The sequence below is a fragment of the Myxococcus hansupus genome, from assembly GCF_000280925.3.
Classification (GTDB): Bacteria; Myxococcota; Myxococcia; order Myxococcales; family Myxococcaceae; genus Myxococcus; species Myxococcus hansupus.
In genome coordinates, this window is sequence record NZ_CP012109.1 from 7458899 (window position 1) to 7475390 (window position 16492).

Here is a 16492-nt window from a genome sequence, read left to right on the forward strand (position 1 = left end):
GAGCACCTACTCCCCCTGGGGCAACTCTGAGTCGGGGTCTGGATGCTCCCAGTCCAGTGTCGCGATGAGATTGCGCTCAGGCTGTTGGCAAACAGGGTTCGCGGGTTTGAGGCGCTCGGCTATCGTCCCGCCCGTGCCCGTCTTCGGTCTTGCGGCATTGTGGAATGGCTCGGCTCCCCCGGAGCGCGTGGCAGCTTGGGTGGAAGGGATTGGCGAGGTGCTCACCTCCGCGCAGTCACTCCAACTCGTGGTGTCGCTGCGTCCGGAGGACGCGGGCATTGAATTGAAAGTCGAAGCGCCCGGCTACCCGCGCTCCGCCGTGGAGAAGCTCGCCGAGGAGGCAAAGCGCAGCGGAGGAACCTTCGTGGAGTTGTGGCGTCTGCCCAAAACCGAGCGCGACGCCTTTCGCGCGTCGACCTTCGGAGGTGGCACCACCTACCGAGGCGAAGAGCGCTCCGCCGCGGCCCGCGCGCTCCAACAACACCTGTCCACCCTGCCGGTGAGCAACGAGCGCCCGGCGGTACCGGGGAGCGGCGCCACACCTCCTGGCACCGCCAAGGCGGCGCCCCCGCCGAGCGCACCCGCGGCGCCCGCCGAGGTGCCCGCGCCCACGTCCAGCAGCCCCTCTCACCAGGTGCCTGTCCGGCTGTCTGACAGTCCGCAGCGGCGCGGACGTCGCTTCGCGGTGAAGCTGGAGATGGTGTTCCGGACCGAGCTGGACTTCGTGCGAGAGCATGCCCTCAACATCTCCAACGGCGGCCTCTTCGTGCGCACCGCGCACCGGCCGCTGCCCGACAGCGTCGTCACCGTGGACGTGAAGCTGCCCAACGGCGATCGCCTGCAAGGTGACGCGGTGGTGGTCCACGTGGTGGATGACCCGTACACGGGCGGCGTGGGCCTGGCGTTCCTCAATGACGACGTGACGTTCTCCCAGACGTTGGACACGTACCTGGCGAGCCTCGCGGGCGGCCTGGCCTGACCATGGAAGAAGTGCGGGAAACCTGGCCTCGCGACCACGGTCGCTTCGAACTGATGTCCCGGCTCGGGCGCGGTGGCATGGCGGAGGTGTTTCTCGCGCACATGAAGCAGGGCCCGCATGCGGGCGAGCACGTGGCCGTCAAACGCGTGCGGCCCGAACGCCTGCGCGACCCCGAGGCCCACGAGCAGCTCCTGCATGAGGCTGAACTCGCCCGCTGCCTGCGCCACCCCTACATCGTGGGCTTCGTGGAGTACGGCGAGCTGCCGGACGGCGGCTACCTCGCGCTGGAGCTGGTGGAGGGGCCCGACCTGGGGCGCGTGCTCGCGCGGTGCCGCCGCCGCCGCATCGAGCTGCCCATCGACATCTCCGTGCTCATCGTCCGGCAGGTGCTGGAGGCCCTCGCGCACGCGCACCATGCCGTCAGCACCACGGGCCGCCCGCTGGGCGTGGTGCACTGTGACGTGTCCCCTCACAACGTGCTGCTGTCCCGCACGGGTGAGGTGAAGCTGACGGACTTCGGCGTGGCGCGCTCCCGCGCGGGCGCGGTGAAGGACATCCGGCGGTTGGGCAAGCAGCACTACCGCTCCCCCGAGCTGCTCGCGGGCGACGTGTCCGTGGCGGTGGACCTGTGGGCCACCGCGGTGCTGCTCTACGAGCTGCTGGCATTGGAATCACCCTTCCCCTCCGGGCCCGAGGAGCAGGTGGAGTCCTCCATCCGCGGAGGCAGGGTGACGCCGGTGCGCATGCGGGTGCCCCAGGTGTCCGACGCGCTGGCGCTGGTGCTGGACCGCGCCCTGGCGCCCGTGCCGTCCCAGCGCTTCAGCTCCGCGGAGCAGTTCGCCCGAGCCCTCGCGCCGCTGAGCGACGACCGCGTGGCCACGCCCCTGGCCGTGGCCGCCGTGGTGCGCGGGCTGATGGAGACCTGAGCCCGCGCGGCCCTTCACGCCACCTGATGGCCCACGGCGGGGGGCACCATGCCCAGGTCGCCCTCCACCACCAGCCGGCTGCGCCCGCCGCCCTGTTTCACCACCCGCACCTGCACGCCGATGCGCTCGGCCATGCCGCTGACGTGGGAGATGATGCCCACCTGCCGGCCCGTGGCCTGGAGCGCGTCCAGCGTGGCCAGGGCCACCTCCAGCGTCTCCGGGTCCAACGTGCCGAAGCCCTCGTCGATGAAGAGCGTCTCGACCTGGGTCGTCTCCGAGGAGAGGGACGCGAGCCCCAGCGCGAGCGCGAGCGACACCAGGAAGCTCTCGCCACCCGACAGGCTGGCCACGCTGCGGACCTCGTCGCCCATGTCTCCGTCCACCACCTGGAGGTCCAGGTCGTGCCCGGGCACGCGCATCAACCGGTAGCGCCGCGCCAGCTCACGCAGGTGCGCGTTGGCATGCAGCAGCAGGGCGTCCAACGTGAGGCTCTGGGCGAAGACCTTGAAGCGCTTGCCGTCATGCGAGCCGATGAGGTCGCCCAACACCTTCCACACCTCCGCCGCGCGGCGGCCTTCCTCCAGGGCCGCCGCTTCGGCGCCATGCCGCGACCTCGCGCGGTCGTCGGCTTCCAGACGCGCCTTCAAGGTGGCCTCGGCGTGACGGCGCACCTCGGTTTCCGCGCGCAATCGCGCACAGGCCTCGCCCGCCTCCTGCTCCGACAACGCGGGAGCGCCCGAGGCCTCATGCCGCGCGCGCTGCTCGCCGCGCTCCGCCAGCACCGCGGCGGCCTGGGCGAGCGCCTCACGCAACGCGGCCAGGGCCCGCGTCTCCGATTCGAGCCAGGCCGCGTCGTAGGCCAGCAGCGCTCGCACGGCCTCCAGCGTGGTGCCTCGCGTGGCGAGCCGAGCCGCCAACGCGGTGGCCTCGGACTCTCGCAGGGACAAGGCCTCCGCCCGGGTGCGAACGGCGTCCTCGGCGCGGGCCGTGGCGACCTGCACCGCCTGCTTCGCCGCCTCGGCGTGCTCACGGGCCCGCTCGAACGCGGACTCCGTGGCGTCCAGCCGCGACTGCAGCTCGGCGCGGACCTCGGCCGTGGGGCGGCCTTGCAGCAGCGCCGCGCGGGCACGGGCCAGCTCGCCGCGCTCCTGCTCCTTGCGGGCGGCGAAGGCCTGGTGCTCCTCGGCGTGCCGGGCGCTCACCTCCATCAACCCCTGCGCCCGGGCGCGATGCCGCTGCTCCTCGGCCTCGCGCGCTTCGGCCTTCTGCCGCGCGTCCTCCTTGCCCTTCCACATCACCACGCGCTCGCCGCACTTGCGGCGGAAGGTGGCCGGGTCGTCCTCCAGCTTGCGGTCCCAACCCGCGTCCGCGGTGAAGACGGGTGACACCTCCGCGAGGACCTGCCGCAGCGTCTGCTCGGCGGCCTCGAGCCGGGCGTGAATCTCCTTGAGCACCGTCTCCGCGCGAGCCAGCATCTCCTCGGCCTGACGCAGCGCCTCCGCCGCCACCTCGCGCCGCATGCGCTGCGTCTCCAGCGCCGCGCGAGCGTCGCGTGCCGTCCGGGCGCGGGACTCGGCCGCCTGCTCTTCGTCCTTCAGCGCCGCGAGCCGCTCCGAGACCTCGACGCGCTCCGCGTCCAGCCAGGAACCCGCCAACGGCGAACCGCCAGTCGCGGGCGGCTCGGTCGCATCGGAGCCGGGGCGCGGCAACACCTCGCCGCCCGTGGACACAGCGGGGCTCGCCCTCGACGTCACGTGCGAGCCGAGTCCTTCCGCCCCCGCGTGCGCCGCATCAACGCCGGACAGCGCCGCGGAGGCCTCATCAACGCCGGACAACGCCGCGGAGGCCGCATCAACGCCGGACAACGCCGCGGAGGCCGCATCAACGCCGGACAGCGCCGCGGAGGCCGCATCAACGCCGGACAACGCCGCGGAGGCCGCGCCACCACCCCGCACGGCACGGCTCCCCTGCGCGGAAGAAGCAGGGCCGTGCCCCGTCTCACCCGCGCGTCCGGAGCCCCCATCCGCGTCGGACTGCACCGCTTGCATCCACGCGGCACACCCCTTCGCCCAGGCATCTCCGTGCGCCGCGGCCCGCGCAGCCGCGGACTGCCCACGCGCCTCCGCCTGTCCCGCGCGCGCACTGGCCGCGGCACTCCGCGCGCTCGCCGCCACCTCGACCTGCGTGGCCTCGGTCCGCTCCTTCTCCAGCACCTCCACACGCGAGGCGGCTTCCGCCACCAGCCCGTCGAGCGCGGACGCCTCACGCGCGTACGGATGCTCCGCCGCGCCGCACAGGGGACACGCTTCGCCCTCGCGCAACAACGCACGGTGGGACGCGTACCCCTGCGTGGCCTGCGCCAGCGACAGCGACCGCTGTGCCTCCTTCAGCGCCGCCTCGCGCTGCGTCCGCCGGGCCTCCGCGGCGCGCGCCTCCGTCGCGGCGGCCTCGGCCTCGACCTTCGCCGCCGCCACCTCGCTGCCCGCCGCGCGCGCCTCGGCTTCGTCCGCGACGAGCCCTTCGTGCGCGCCCCTCAGCCCCCGCGCGGCCTCCTGCCGCGCCAGCAGCCGCTCCCGGAGCGCCCGCCGCTCCGCGCCCGTCTCCGCCCCCAGCGCCGCCTCGGCGTGGGTCGCGGCCGCCAGCGCCATCTCCTCCGCGCGCGCCGTGGCGTCCCGCTCCTCGCGCCGCAGCCCCACCGCCTCGCGCAGGCCCTCCACGTCACCGAGCCGCCGCCCCGACTCCTCACGGGCCTTCCGGCGCTCCGCCTGCGCGACCTCGTAGCGCTCCAACTCCCGCTGCCAGCGAGGCCACTCGCTCGTGAGCGCCACCCAGTGCGCCTTGTCCGTCAGCCAGCCCCGCGCGGCCTCGGCCGCGGCATGCGCCTCGGACTCCCGCGCGAGCACGGCCTCCAGGTCCACCTTGGCCTTGGCCAACGACTCCTGGGACACCTCCGCGCGAGACCGCGCCTCCTTCGCCTCGCGGGAGACACCGTCCAGCCGCGCGTCCAACCGCGCCGCCTCTTCCAGCGCGGGGCGCGCCGCCACTTCCAACTCGTGCGCCGTGGCCCGCGCGGTCCCCGCCTCCAACAACTCCACCTGCCGCGCCGAGGACGCCGCCAGTGACGTCTCCACCTCCGAGGCCCGCGCCACCTGCGCCGCCTCCGCCTCCGCCCACCGGCGCTCCGCGGTCTCCACCGCCGCCACCGGCCCTCGGAAGGCCTCCGCCTCCCGGACCTCTTCGAGCCGGGCCGCGCGAGGCCCCGCCGCCTCCACCGCCGTCCGGGACTCCTGCGCCTTCACCTCCGCCGCCTGCTCCGCGCCGCGCAACCCCGCCCGCGTCACGTGCCAGGCCGCCGCGCCCTCCGCGTCCTTGAGCCGCGCCTCCACCGCCTGCCGCGCCCGGGACTCCTCACCGAGCGCCGCCTCCGCCGCCACGCGCTCCGCCTCCGGCATCAGCGCGATGGCCGCCAACCCCTGCGCGCGCTTCGACAGCGCCTCCTGCTCCGCCTTGTTCTTCTCGTGCGCGGCGATGGACAAGCGGCTGTACACCTCCGTGCCCGTCATCCGCTCCAGCAGCTCGGCGCGCTCGCTGGCGTCCGCCTTGAGGAAGGCCGCGAACTCGCCCTGCGCCAGCAACGCCGAGCGGCGGAACTGGTCGAACGACAACCCCAGCCGCTCTTGAATCGCGGCGAGCACCTCGCCCTTGGTGCGGCCCGTGACCTGCCCGGTGGCCACATCCATCAACTGCATCTCCTGGGGCCGGAAGCGCCCTTCCGCGCGGTTGCGCGCGCGCCACACCGACCAGCGCGCCCGGTAGCGGCGCCCGTCCTTGCCCAGGAAGTCCACTTCCGCGAAGCCCTCGGCCGCGCCCCGGCGCAACATGCCGCGCACGTCATACGCGGACAGCCGCGCCTCCTCTTCCTCGTCCGCGCGGCCCACGGGCGCCCCGCCCCGGCCTCCCAGCCGAGGGGTACGGTCGAACAGCGCCAGGCACAGGGCATCCAACAACGTGCTCTTGCCCGCGCCCGTCGCGCCGGTAATCGCGAACAACCCCAGGCGGTCCAACGGCGGCTGGTCCAACTCCAGCGCGAAGTCCCCCGCGAAGCTCGTCAGGTTCGAACCACGAATCGCGAGCACCTTCACGGCGACTCCTCCTGCACGTCGGACAGCAACGCATGGAAGGCCTCCACCACCGCGGGCGCGGGAGGCTCCTCGAAGTCACGGGCGTAGCGCGCGCGGAAGACGTCCTCGGGCGTGCGCTCCTTCAGCGAGAGCCCCGGCTGCACCTCCGCCAACGCGCCCCCCGTCCCGGTGTACGCGGGCGTCAGCTTCACCAGCCGCGCCGCCTTTCCATCCAGCACCTTCTCCACCTTCTGCCGCAGCGCGGGCTCCGGACGGGGAAGCGACACGCACACCTCCAGATACGGCCGGCGCCAGTCCAGCGCGCCCTCTTCGGACGCCGGCAGGGCCTCCAGCAACGCGAGCACCGTCTCCAACGGCGCGGCGTCCCGCCCGGGCACGCGCATCATGTCCGTGGTCCGCGGCACGGTGAGCGAACGCACCTCGCCCAGCGTCTCTCCCTCCAGCTCCACCACCAGCACCTGATGCCGGTAGCCCGCCTCCGACAGCGACAACGGCAGGGGCGAACCGCTGTAGCGCACGCCCTCGCGCCCGCCCACCCGCTGCGCCTTGTGCAGATGCCCCAGCGCCGCGTAGGCCACGTCCTCCGGAAACAAATCCACGGGCAACGCGTGCTGATTGCCGCCCAGGACCTTCCGCTCGCTCAACACGGACAGCTCGGTGCCCGTCATGTAGCAGTGCCCCATGGCGACCAGCGCCTGCCCCGCCTGACGCCTGCGCCGCGCCGCGCCCAGCACCTCCGCGTACACCGTGCGCACGCCCTCCACCAACCGGTCCCCCGCGTCCAACGGCACCGGAGGCAGGTCCGCCGGCCGCAGGAAGGGCACCGCCGCCACCCACGCGCCCACCCGCCCCTTCGCGTCGTGCAGCGGCACCAGCAGCCGCTCCCAATCCAGTGTTCCTCGGACGCGCGGCAACCCGCCCACCACGCGCACGCCCAGCGCGGAGAAGAGCGGGTCCGGCGCATCCAGCCGCGCCGCCGAATCGTGGTTGCCACCAATCACCACCACGTCCAGCCGAGGCAGGCGCCGCCGCGCCTTGGCGACGAACTGGTACCAGGCCGCCTGCGCGTCCGCGCTGGGGTTGGCCGTGTCGAAGATGTCTCCGGCCACCAGCAGCGCGTCCACCGCCTCCGCTTCCAGGGTCTCCAGCAGCCAGTCCAGGAAGGCGGCGTGCTCCGCGTCCCGCGAGACGTCGTACAGCGTGTGTCCCAGGTGCCAGTCCGACGTGTGCAGCAGGCGCATCAGGCGTTCACCCTCCCTCTTTCCCGTGGCGCGCTGGCCGGCGGGCAGCCTCCATCAAGGAGGCGGCTCGCTCCAAGCGGCGTGCGCCTGCTCCCTTACTCTCTCCGTCTGACATGCGCGCAAGTTCTTGAAAATCCACGCCGTTCTGGAGAGGACGCCCCGCCACGTCCCGCGAGTGGGCCCTCACGCGCGGAGGGGGTTGGCCGATACGGCCCGAGCAGGGATGCTGCCGGTCATGTTCAGCATCCAAGCGAAGATCTTCGCCACCTTCATCGGGGTGGGCCTCGCCATCGCGGCCCTCATCGGCGCCTACCGCTGGCGATCCTGGAAACGGCAAATCAAGATGTGGGAGGACTTCGCGGCGAGCCGGGGCTGGCGCTTCGAGTCCCAACCGGGGTCCTTGTCCTACATTGGGACGCTGAGGCTGGACGGCGAACACGCCGGGCGGTCCTTCACCGTGGAGACCGAGCACCGGACCTCCGGCAAGCGCTCGCACATCGTCACCCTCATCCGGCACGACCTGGGCGCCAGCTTTCCCCGCGAGGTGAGCATCCGGCCCGAGAAGCTGGCCAACAAGCTCGGCAAACTCTTCGGCGTGAGGGACGAGGAGATTGGGGACACGCAGCTCGACGCCGCGCTGAACCTGAAGAACGTCACGCCCCGGGCCCGTGATCTGCTGCTCGGCGGTCGTCTGCACCGGCCCTTGCTGAACATCGTCCGCGGCTTCGAGACGTTCACCATCGAGGACGGCAAACTGACGGCGGAGGTGATGGACGTCCCCCGCACCACCATCGAGCTGTACACCCTGCTGGCGCCCGTACGAGAGCTGGCCGACGCCATTCCGTCCCCGCATGACGCGTCCCGCGAGAACGACACCACCCCGGAGGCCGCCGGCGCATGAACTCCGACGCCCTGCTCTCGCTCCTTCCGTACCTCGCCGTCTTCGTCGCGCTGGGACTCGGCGGCGTTGCCTACTGGAAGGACCATCAACGCCGGGACCAGGCCTGGAAGGACTTCGCGGCCCTCCACGGCTGGGACATCACCGCCTCCTGGAACGAGTGGTCCGTCGACGGACTCCACCGACGAAGGCGGTTTCAACTGCGCACCGAGTACCGCAGGGTCGGCAAGAACAGGTCCCTCTACACCATGGTGTATCTGGACCTCGGCGAGGCCATTCCCATCGGGACGCGCATTCGTCCGGAGGGACTCGGCCGCAAGCTCCTCAAGGTGATTGGCAAGGGAGACGAGGAGATTGGCGACGCGGAGTTCGACAACGCGTTCGAGCTGACCCACCTCTCCGACGAGGTCCGGGCCGTGCTGCGAACGCCGGACGTGCGACGGCAGCTCCTGTTGCTCCGCCAGCGCTTCGGAACCTTCGTCATCGACAACGAACAACTCCAGGCGCAGCTACGGGGCATGCCCAACAGCGTCGAAGCGCTGGAATCCCTGGTGACTCCAGCGCTCCAACTCAGCGACGCCTTGGACCGGGTGGTCGAAGCGCGCCGCGAGCGTCAACACGGCTGACCGCGCTCAGCGCCCGCGCGGCCGGCGGCGCTGGAGCGCCAGCCACGCCAGCGCGCCCCAAGCCACTGGCGCCAGCGGCATCGCGTTGCAGTCGCAGCCCCCTGGCTCGTTGGGCGGAGGGGGCTGAGCGCCGCCGTCGGTGCCAGCGTCCGTCCCGGCGTCCGTACCAGCGTCGGCGGGCAAGGACTCGCAGGGCACGTCTCCCACGCACACCGTGGCCTCGGCGGAGCCCACCTGTCCCGTCGTGTCCACCACGACGAAGCGCACGCGGTGCCAGCCCTGCGACAGCTCGGTGGTGTCCCAGCGGTTGTGCTCGCCGCCGAAGTGGAAGTGATTCCCCGACTGCACGTCGGTGTAGCGCAGCACATCGTCCACGTAGAACTCCGCGTGGGTGCAGCCCACGTCATCCACGCAGTCGCCATAGAACTCCGCCGAGGCACCGGAGACGGGCTCACCGTCCTCGGGGCGCGTGAGGATGGCGGTGGGCGGCGCATCCGCGCTCACCGTGATGACGAAGGACTGCTCCGCGTCCAAACCCGTGCCATTGCTGACGCGCACGGTGACCTCGACCGCGCCCACCTCGGTGGGCTCCCAGGTGATGACACCCGTGGTGGCGTCGATGTTCATGCCGGGCACAGCGGTCATCAAGGCATGGGTCGCCGCGGGACGGGCCCGCGTCTGGACTTCATACCGATACGGATTGCCCACCACCGCGGTGGTCACCGGCGCGGAGAGGATGACCGGGGGCAACGGGTCCGTGTCCTGCTCGGTGGCCTCCACCTCCCGCGCGTCCAGGCCCGGGGCGGACACGGTGATGATGGCGGTGCCGTCCTCGTTGTCCGCGTCCCGCGCGGCGGCCAGGGTGACCTCCTTGGGCGTGTTCCAGTCGGAGGCACTGAAGGTCAGCGTCGCCCCGGCTGCGACGGTGATGTCCTCGTCGCCGCGCGTGCGCGTCACGTCCACCGTGACGTTGCTCGCGGGCCGCTGCGAGAGCGACACCCCGAAGGTGGCCGTCCCACCCTCCACGACGGCCACCTGGGACGCGCTCAACACCAGGCGCGGCGAGTTGTTGTCGATGGTGGTGGCGACCACCGCCACTTCCTGCAGTCCATCCGCCACCACCATGAAGGTGGCGACGTCCGGCACCGCGTCCTCGTCCACCGCCGCGCCGAGCGTCACCACCTGGGGAACGTTCCAGTGGGCCGCGGTGAAGGTGAGCGCCGCGCCGCTGACGACGCTCAAGTCCTCGGAGCCGCCCAGCGCGCGGGACACCTGCACGGAGACATCGGACGCCGGCGCCTCGGCCAGGCGCACGGTGAAGGCGGCGCGTCCGCCCTCCTCCACGCGGGGATACAGCCCGGACACCACCAGCTTCTGCCCTGGCGCCGCGGGCGTGATGCGCCGCAGGGTGCCGCCCGTCACGCCAATGGTGTAGAGCGCGCCGTCCGGGCCCACCGCCATGTCCACCTGCGAGCTGAACCCGGTGGCCCACTCGTCCACCGTGGCCACCGAGTTGTCCTGCTCCAGCGTGACGCGCGTCAGTTGTCCGGAGTTGTAGTCACCGAAGAAGAAGTTGTGGTGGTACTCCGCGCCGAACAGCGTCGAGTCGTAGAAGGTGCCACCGGTGATGGAACCCCCGAGCCGCTGCGTCGTGGCCGTGCCACCACCGCTCGCGGCGTCCGGCAGCGAAGGCTGCGCCACGGTGAAGGTGGTGTTGCTGGGAACACTCGCCACCCGCAGTGGACCGTTGAAGCTCGCATCCCCCACGCCCGCGAGCGTGAGCAGCTCGCCCTTGCGAATGCCATGGTTCCCGGTGGTGGTGAAGGTGGCCACGCCGCCAGCGCGCACCGCGCCACCCGAGGTGAGGTTGCGGGTGTCCACGCCGTTGGTGCGGTACTTGACGACGGGCGTGATGAAGTCGTTGCTGGCGGGCTGGTTGTTTTCGTAGTCGGAGTAGCCGGCGTGGCTCCTGGCGTTGACGACGAAGACCTGCTCGTAGCCCGTGCCCACGCTGTTCACCCACAACCTGCCCGTGGCGGGCTGGAAGGTGAAGGTGAAGGGATTGCGCAGGCCGCGCGCCCAGACGTACTCGTTGTTGGGGCCCACGCCGTCGTTGAAGGGATTGTCGTTGGCGGGCGTGCCATCCAGGTTCGCCCGGCTCACCTTGGACGCCATGGACGTCAGGTCCGCGTTCACACCCGTGCCATTGCCCAAATCGCCAATGGCCCAGTACAGCTTGCCGTCCGGACCGAAGCCCAGGGCCCCGCCGTCATGGTTCTGGCCCCGCGTGGGCAAGCGATTGACGACAACAGTGCGCGCCGCGCCCACCCCATTCGCGTCCGTGTAGCGGACAATCTGCTGCTCCGTCGCCGAGACGGTGACGAAGAAATAGACGTAGCGGTTGACCACGTAGTTCGGGTCGAACGCGATGCCGATGAGCCCGCATTCGCTGTTCGTATAGACGCTGGGCTCCGTCGCGAACACCCGCGTCACCAGCGTGGTGTTCCCGGGCTGCGTCTCGGGCTGGCCGTCCTTCAGCGACACCACCCGGACTTCGCCTGACTTGCGGATGATGAAGAGCCGCCCCGAGCCATCCGGCGCCCACGCCATCCCCGTGGCCTGGGTCAGGGAGTTGGAGGTGAACGGAGCCTCCACGAACCCCGAGGGCGCCGCGGCCACTGCTGGCGAAGACAGCCCCAACACACCGAGCAACATCCAGAAAGAGCGCATGGCCGGAGAAGATAACCCACGCCTCGGCTCAGCCTGTCAGCCGCGTCCGGCGTACCCCGCAGCCGCTCGCGCACGCCGCCACCCGTGTCTTGGTTTGCGGTTGTTTTGCACCGTGGCGAGATTCGCCCGCGCGCCCAGGCGCTCAGCCCGTGGCGGCCAGCGACTCCTCGAACACCGTGCGCACCCGAGCGGCCAACTCTTGCGAGTCCGGACCGAACGACTCGGGAGGCAGCGCGGGGAGCACGCGCACACGGATGGACGCGGTGGGGCTCATCCAGGGCCCGTCACCGTCCAGCAACCCGGGCGTGCCCTCCACCACGATGGGCACCACCGGGACGTGCTCTTCCACCGCGAGCTGGAAGGCGCCGCGCTTGAAGGGCAGCAGTTGGCCGCCCTTCGAGTACGTCCCCTCCGGGAAGATGAGCACCGGCATGCCCCGGCGGAGCCAGCGGCGGCACGGGTCCAGGAGCTGGTGCATGGCGGTGGAGGAGCCGCGGACGATGGGCACATACGCCAGCAGCGTCATCATCCACCCCACCAGCGGCAGCGAGAACAGCGACGCCTTCGCCACGAACTTGTAGGGATGGAACAAGCCCATGACGGCGAGGATGTCCGCAGCGGACTGATGGTTCACCACGAGCACGCAGGGCCCCGGTGGGATGAGCTCGCGGCCCTCGATGCGCGTGCGCCATCCCGGCGACGCATGCAACCACAGGCCATAGCACCACCGACACACCAGCGAGTGCAGCAACCGCCGGTCCCGGTCGAACGGGTACGTGACGACGAGCAGCAGCGCGCCCAGGGTGAACAGCACCGGCGCGGTGAGCAGGAAGACGACCCAGAACCAGAGCGTGATGACGTACTTCATGGCACGGCCCCCTGCATACCACCTTCCGTCCGGCCTCGACGTCGCCTCATTCCGCCGCGCCAGGCCGCCCCCCTGACCGGGCGTGCCGGTTCGCCGCGGCAAGGCCTTCGCTTGGTGGCCCGCGCCTCGACTTGCATGGCGGGCGCGGCGCCCCACCGTTAGCGCAGCGGGCAGCAACTGACGAGGCAGCACACCGGGAAGACGTCACACGGGCATCACTGCCCGCACACTCACTTGCCCGGCGGCCACGCAGGCGGCGTAAGGTGCCCGCCGAACCCAAACCGGAGGAGGCAGCGGAATGGACGCGCATCAGGGCCTGCACATCGAGACCCACCCCCGAGAGGGCGACCCGCTGGTCCGCGCCCGGCGGCCGGACCCCTGCGCATTGGTGCTCTTCGGCGCCACCGGGGACCTGGCCCAGCGCAAGCTGTTCCCGGCCCTGTTCGAGCTGGCACGCGACCACCTGTTGCCGGAGAACTTCGCCGTCGTCGCCTTCAGCCGTTCGGAGGGCGACACCGACACGTTCCGGCAGCACGTGAAGGAATCCCTCCAGAAGTTCTCCCGGACCCAGCCCCTGGACGAGAACGTCTGGAAGGACTTCGCCCCGCGCCTGGAAATCATCTCCGGCGGCTATGACGACCCGAAGTCCTTCGCGCGGCTTCGCGAGGAGCTCGACCGGGTCGCCCAGAAGTTCGGCACCCAGGGCAACCAGGTCTATTACCTGGCCACGCCGGCCTCCACCTTCCCCCAGATTCTCCACGGCCTCGCGGACTCCGGCCTGCTGAAGCGCCAGGAGCAGGCGGACCAGAAGCCGTGGCAGCGGCTCATCATCGAGAAGCCCTTCGGCCGGGATTTGGAGAGCGCCCGCGCGCTCAACCGCGAGCTGGCGTCGGTGCTGGACGAGCGGCAGATCTTCCGCATCGACCACTACCTGGGCAAGGAGACGGTGCAGAACATCCTCGTCTTCCGCTTCGCCAACGCCATCTTCGAGCCGCTGTGGAACCGGCAGCACATCGACCACGTGGAAATCACCGCGGCGGAGACGCTGGCGGTGGAGGGCCGCGCCGGCTTCTACGACGAGACGGGCGTCATCCGGGACATGGTGCAGAACCACCTGCTCCAGGTGCTCGCGCTGTGCGCCATGGAGCCCCCGGTGTCCTTCGGCGCCGAGGACATCCGCGACGAGAAGAACAAGGTGTTCCGCGCGCTGCGCCCGCTGGAGGGCCGTGAGGTGTCCCGCGCCGTGGTGGTGGGCCAGTACGAGGGCTACCTCCAGACGAAGGGCGTGAAGGAGGGCTCGCGCACGCCGACCTACGTGGCGATGAAGATGAACATCGACAACTGGCGCTGGGCGGGCGTGCCCTTCTACCTGCGCGCGGGGAAGAACCTGAAGAAGCGGGTGACGGAGGTGTCCATCCACTTCAAGTCGGTGCCCGTCAGCCTCTTCGCCGGAGAGAACGCCACCTGCCAGCGGCTGCAGCCCAACGTGCTCACGCTGCGCATCCAGCCCCAGGAGGGCATCGCCCTCTCCTTCGAGTCCAAGGTCCCCGGCGAGGACGTCAACATCGCGGGCGTCACCATGGACTTCAACTACCAGGAGACGTTCCAGCGCCCGGTCCCCGAGGCCTATGAGCGGCTGCTGCTGGACTGCATGCGCGGCAACGCCACGCTCTACGCACGGAAGGACAGCGTGGAGCAGGCGTGGACCTACGTGACGCCCATCCTGGAGGCGCTGGCTTCCGGCGAGGGCGGCTCCGCGCACGCCTACAAGCCGGGCAGCACGGGCCCGGATGCCGCCGCCGCGCTCCTGGCCAAGGACGGCCGCCGGTGGACCTCGCTGTGAGCGCCCCGCGCACGCACGTCGTTCCCACCGAGGCCCTGTCCCAACAGGCCGCGGATTGGATGGCGAACGCGCTGCAAGACACGCTCGCCACCCAGCCCCGCGCCAGCCTGGCGTTGTCGGGGGGCAGCACGCCGGGGCCCGCGTACCGGGCGCTCGCGACGCGCGTGCTGCCGTGGGAGCGCGTGGACATCTACTTCGTGGACGAGCGCTTCGTGCCGCCCGACCACGCGGAGAGCAACTACCGGCTGGTGGAGGACACCCTGCTGCGCCCGCTCCAGCTCTCCCCGTCGCAAGTCTTCCGGATGGAGGGCGAGCGCGAGGACCGCGACGCCGCGGCGCGCGACTACGCGGCGAAGCTGCCGCCCGTGCTGGACGTGGTGCTGCTGGGCATGGGGGATGACGGGCACACCGCCAGCCTCTTCCCTGGCCACCCCGCGCTGGAAGAGCACGAACAGCGCGTGCTGGCGGTGGTGGGCCCCAAGCCGCCCCCGTGGCGGTTGACGTTGACGCTGCCGGTGCTGCAGTCCGCGCGGCATGTGCTGACGCTGGTGTCGGGAGCGGGCAAGCGGGACACGGTGCGCCGGGCGCTGGAGGGCGACACGCGCCTTCCCGTGGCCCGGGTGACGAACACGGAATGGATGCTGGACCCCGCCGCCTCGGGGCGGTGAGGGCCATGTCAGGAGGAATCAACGATGAGTGAGGCAAAGGGCGCGCAGTTCGGCGTGGCGGGCATGGGCGTCATGGGGGCGAGCCTCGCCCTCAACATCGCGGACCACGGCTTCCGGGTGGCCGTGTGGGACCGCCACCCGGAGCGCATCGAAGAGATGCACCAGAAGCACGGGCACCCCGAGGTCTGGGGCAGCGCCTCGCTGGAGGCCTTCGTCCAGCGGCTGGAGCGCCCGCGCAAGGTGCTGCTGATGGTGACGGCGGGCGCGGCGGTGGACTCCATGGTGGAGCGCCTGATGCCGCTGCTGTCCGAGGGCGACATCATCCTGGACGCCGGCAACTCCTGGTTCCAGGACACGCGCCGCCGCGAGGAGCAGTGCAAGGCGAAGGGCATCCACTTCCTGGGCGTGGGCGTGTCCGGCGGCGAGGAGGGCGCGCGCCACGGCCCGTCCATCATGCCGGGCGGCGCCCCCGCGGCGTATGAGCAGGTGCGGCCCGTGTTCGAGGCCATCGCCGCGACGACGGACCTGGGCCCCTGCGTCACCTACGTGGGCAAGGACGGCGCCGGCCACTTCGTGAAGATGGTGCACAACGGCATCGAATACGCCGACATGCAGCTCCTCGCGGAGACGTACGACGTGCTGCGCCGCGGGCTGGGGCTGGAGGCGGACGCGCTGGCGGACCTGCTCTCCCAGTGGGACCACGGCATCGCCGGCTCCTTCCTGCTGGAGACGACCATCAAGGTGCTGCGCCAGAAGGACCCGGAGACGGGCAAGCCGCTGGTGGACCTGGTGCTCGACAAGGCCGGCCAGAAGGGCACCGGCAAGTGGACGGTGCAGGTGGCATTGGACCTGGCCGTGCCGATTCCCTCCATCGCCGCGGCGCTGGACGCACGCATCCTCTCCTCCATGAAGGACGAACGCGTCGCCGCCGCGCCGAAGCTGAAGGGCCCCGACGTGCAGCTCAGCAAGGAGGAGCAGGCGCAGCTCGCCGCGTGGACGCATGACGCGCTCTACGCCGCGCGCGTGGTGACGTACGCCCAGGGCATGCGGCTCATCCAGGCCGCGTCCCAGGAGTACGGGTGGAACATCAACCTGGCGGAGCTGGCGCGCATCTGGCGGGGCGGCTGCATCATCCGCGCGAAGCTGCTCACGCCGCTGCGCGAGGCCTTCCAGCAGCAGCCCACGCTGCCCAACCTGATGGTGTCCGACGCCTTCGCCCCGGTGCTGGAGAAGATGGCCCCGGCCTGGCGCCAGGTGGTGGGCGTGGCCACCCGCGTGGGCATCCCCGTCCCGGTGTTCGGCGCGTCGCTGGCGTACCTGGACAGCTACCGCACCGCGGAGCTGCCGCAGAACCTCACGCAGGCGCAGCGGGATGCCTTCGGCGCCCACACGTATCAGCGCAAGGACCGGCCGGACGCGGGCTTCGTCCACACCGAGTGGGGCAAGTAACGCAGACATGTGTTCCCGGGCCCACATTCAGGCGCCCGGGAACACAGACAAGGAAAGTATTCAGCCAGACTGAATGTCTCATACAAGCGTGAGACATGCCGTCGCAGCGGGTTGGGCATCAG

General features: G+C 71.2%; 11 protein-coding genes. 7 read left to right on the plus strand and 4 right to left on the minus strand.

Annotation, left to right across the window (positions count from 1 at the left end):
• The first annotated feature begins 187 nt into the window (after nucleotides 1–187).
• Both A176_RS29140 and A176_RS29145 read left to right on the plus strand, forming a co-directional pair.
• A complete protein-coding gene (locus tag A176_RS29140; RefSeq protein WP_420811419.1) occupies nucleotides 188–979 on the plus strand; it encodes a TIGR02266 family protein in 792 nt (263 codons plus the stop codon).
• Nucleotides 980–981: 2 nt separating this feature from the next.
• Nucleotides 982–1905, plus strand: coding sequence for a serine/threonine-protein kinase (locus A176_RS29145; protein ID WP_002635718.1), 924 nt, complete (start codon nucleotides 982–984; stop codon nucleotides 1903–1905).
• A 14-nt stretch (nucleotides 1906–1919) separates the two neighbouring features.
• Here A176_RS29145 and A176_RS40910 read toward each other — a convergent pair whose 3' ends face one another.
• Both A176_RS40910 and A176_RS29155 read right to left on the minus strand, forming a co-directional pair.
• Nucleotides 1920–6047, minus strand: coding sequence for an AAA family ATPase (locus A176_RS40910; protein ID WP_002635717.1), 4128 nt, complete (start codon nucleotides 6045–6047; stop codon nucleotides 1920–1922).
• On the minus strand, nucleotides 6044–7288 hold the full coding sequence (locus tag A176_RS29155; RefSeq protein ID WP_002635716.1) for an exonuclease SbcCD subunit D C-terminal domain-containing protein: 1245 nt from the start codon (nucleotides 7286–7288) through the stop codon (nucleotides 6044–6046). The genes A176_RS40910 and A176_RS29155 overlap by 4 nt, the downstream gene beginning before the upstream one ends.
• A 235-nt stretch (nucleotides 7289–7523) precedes the next feature.
• Between A176_RS29155 and A176_RS29160 the strand changes: the two genes are divergently transcribed.
• Together A176_RS29160 and A176_RS29165 are read left to right on the plus strand one after the other, a co-directional pair.
• Entirely contained in the window at nucleotides 7524–8189 is a 666-nt protein-coding gene (locus A176_RS29160) for a hypothetical protein (RefSeq protein ID WP_002635715.1), read from the plus strand.
• Entirely contained in the window at nucleotides 8186–8812 is a 627-nt protein-coding gene (locus A176_RS29165) for a hypothetical protein (RefSeq protein WP_002635714.1), read from the plus strand. The genes A176_RS29160 and A176_RS29165 overlap by 4 nt, the downstream gene beginning before the upstream one ends.
• 6 nt (nucleotides 8813–8818) lie before the next feature.
• Here A176_RS29165 and A176_RS29170 read toward each other — a convergent pair whose 3' ends face one another.
• Both A176_RS29170 and A176_RS29175 read right to left on the minus strand, forming a co-directional pair.
• Nucleotides 8819–11542: a PQQ-dependent sugar dehydrogenase gene (locus tag A176_RS29170; protein ID WP_044889289.1), complete on the minus strand. Its 2724-nt coding sequence runs from the start codon at nucleotides 11540–11542 to the stop codon at nucleotides 8819–8821.
• A 142-nt stretch (nucleotides 11543–11684) separates the two neighbouring features.
• Complete coding sequence (locus A176_RS29175) at nucleotides 11685–12410, minus strand: lysophospholipid acyltransferase family protein (RefSeq protein ID WP_002635712.1); 726 nt, start codon at nucleotides 12408–12410, stop codon at nucleotides 11685–11687.
• 298 nt (nucleotides 12411–12708) lie between these two features.
• Here A176_RS29175 and zwf point away from each other — a divergent pair, with 298 nt between their 5' ends.
• Genes zwf through gndA form a run of 3 tightly spaced genes read left to right on the plus strand, consistent with a single transcriptional unit; the run spans nucleotide 12709 to nucleotide 16370 of the window.
• Nucleotides 12709–14253 carry a glucose-6-phosphate dehydrogenase gene (zwf, locus tag A176_RS29180; RefSeq protein WP_002635710.1) on the plus strand — a complete coding sequence of 515 codons (1545 nt, stop codon included), beginning with the start codon at nucleotides 12709–12711 and terminating at the stop codon, nucleotides 14251–14253.
• Nucleotides 14250–14921, plus strand: coding sequence for a 6-phosphogluconolactonase (gene pgl, locus A176_RS29185; protein ID WP_002635709.1), 672 nt, complete (start codon nucleotides 14250–14252; stop codon nucleotides 14919–14921). Before zwf ends, pgl begins: the two co-directional genes overlap by 4 nt.
• A gap of 24 nt (nucleotides 14922–14945) precedes the next feature.
• The gene (gndA, locus tag A176_RS29190; RefSeq protein ID WP_002635708.1) at nucleotides 14946–16370 is read left to right on the plus strand and encodes an NADP-dependent phosphogluconate dehydrogenase; all 1425 of its coding nucleotides are present in this window, start codon (nucleotides 14946–14948) and stop codon (nucleotides 16368–16370) included.
• The last annotated feature ends 122 nt before the right edge of the window (nucleotides 16371–16492 follow it).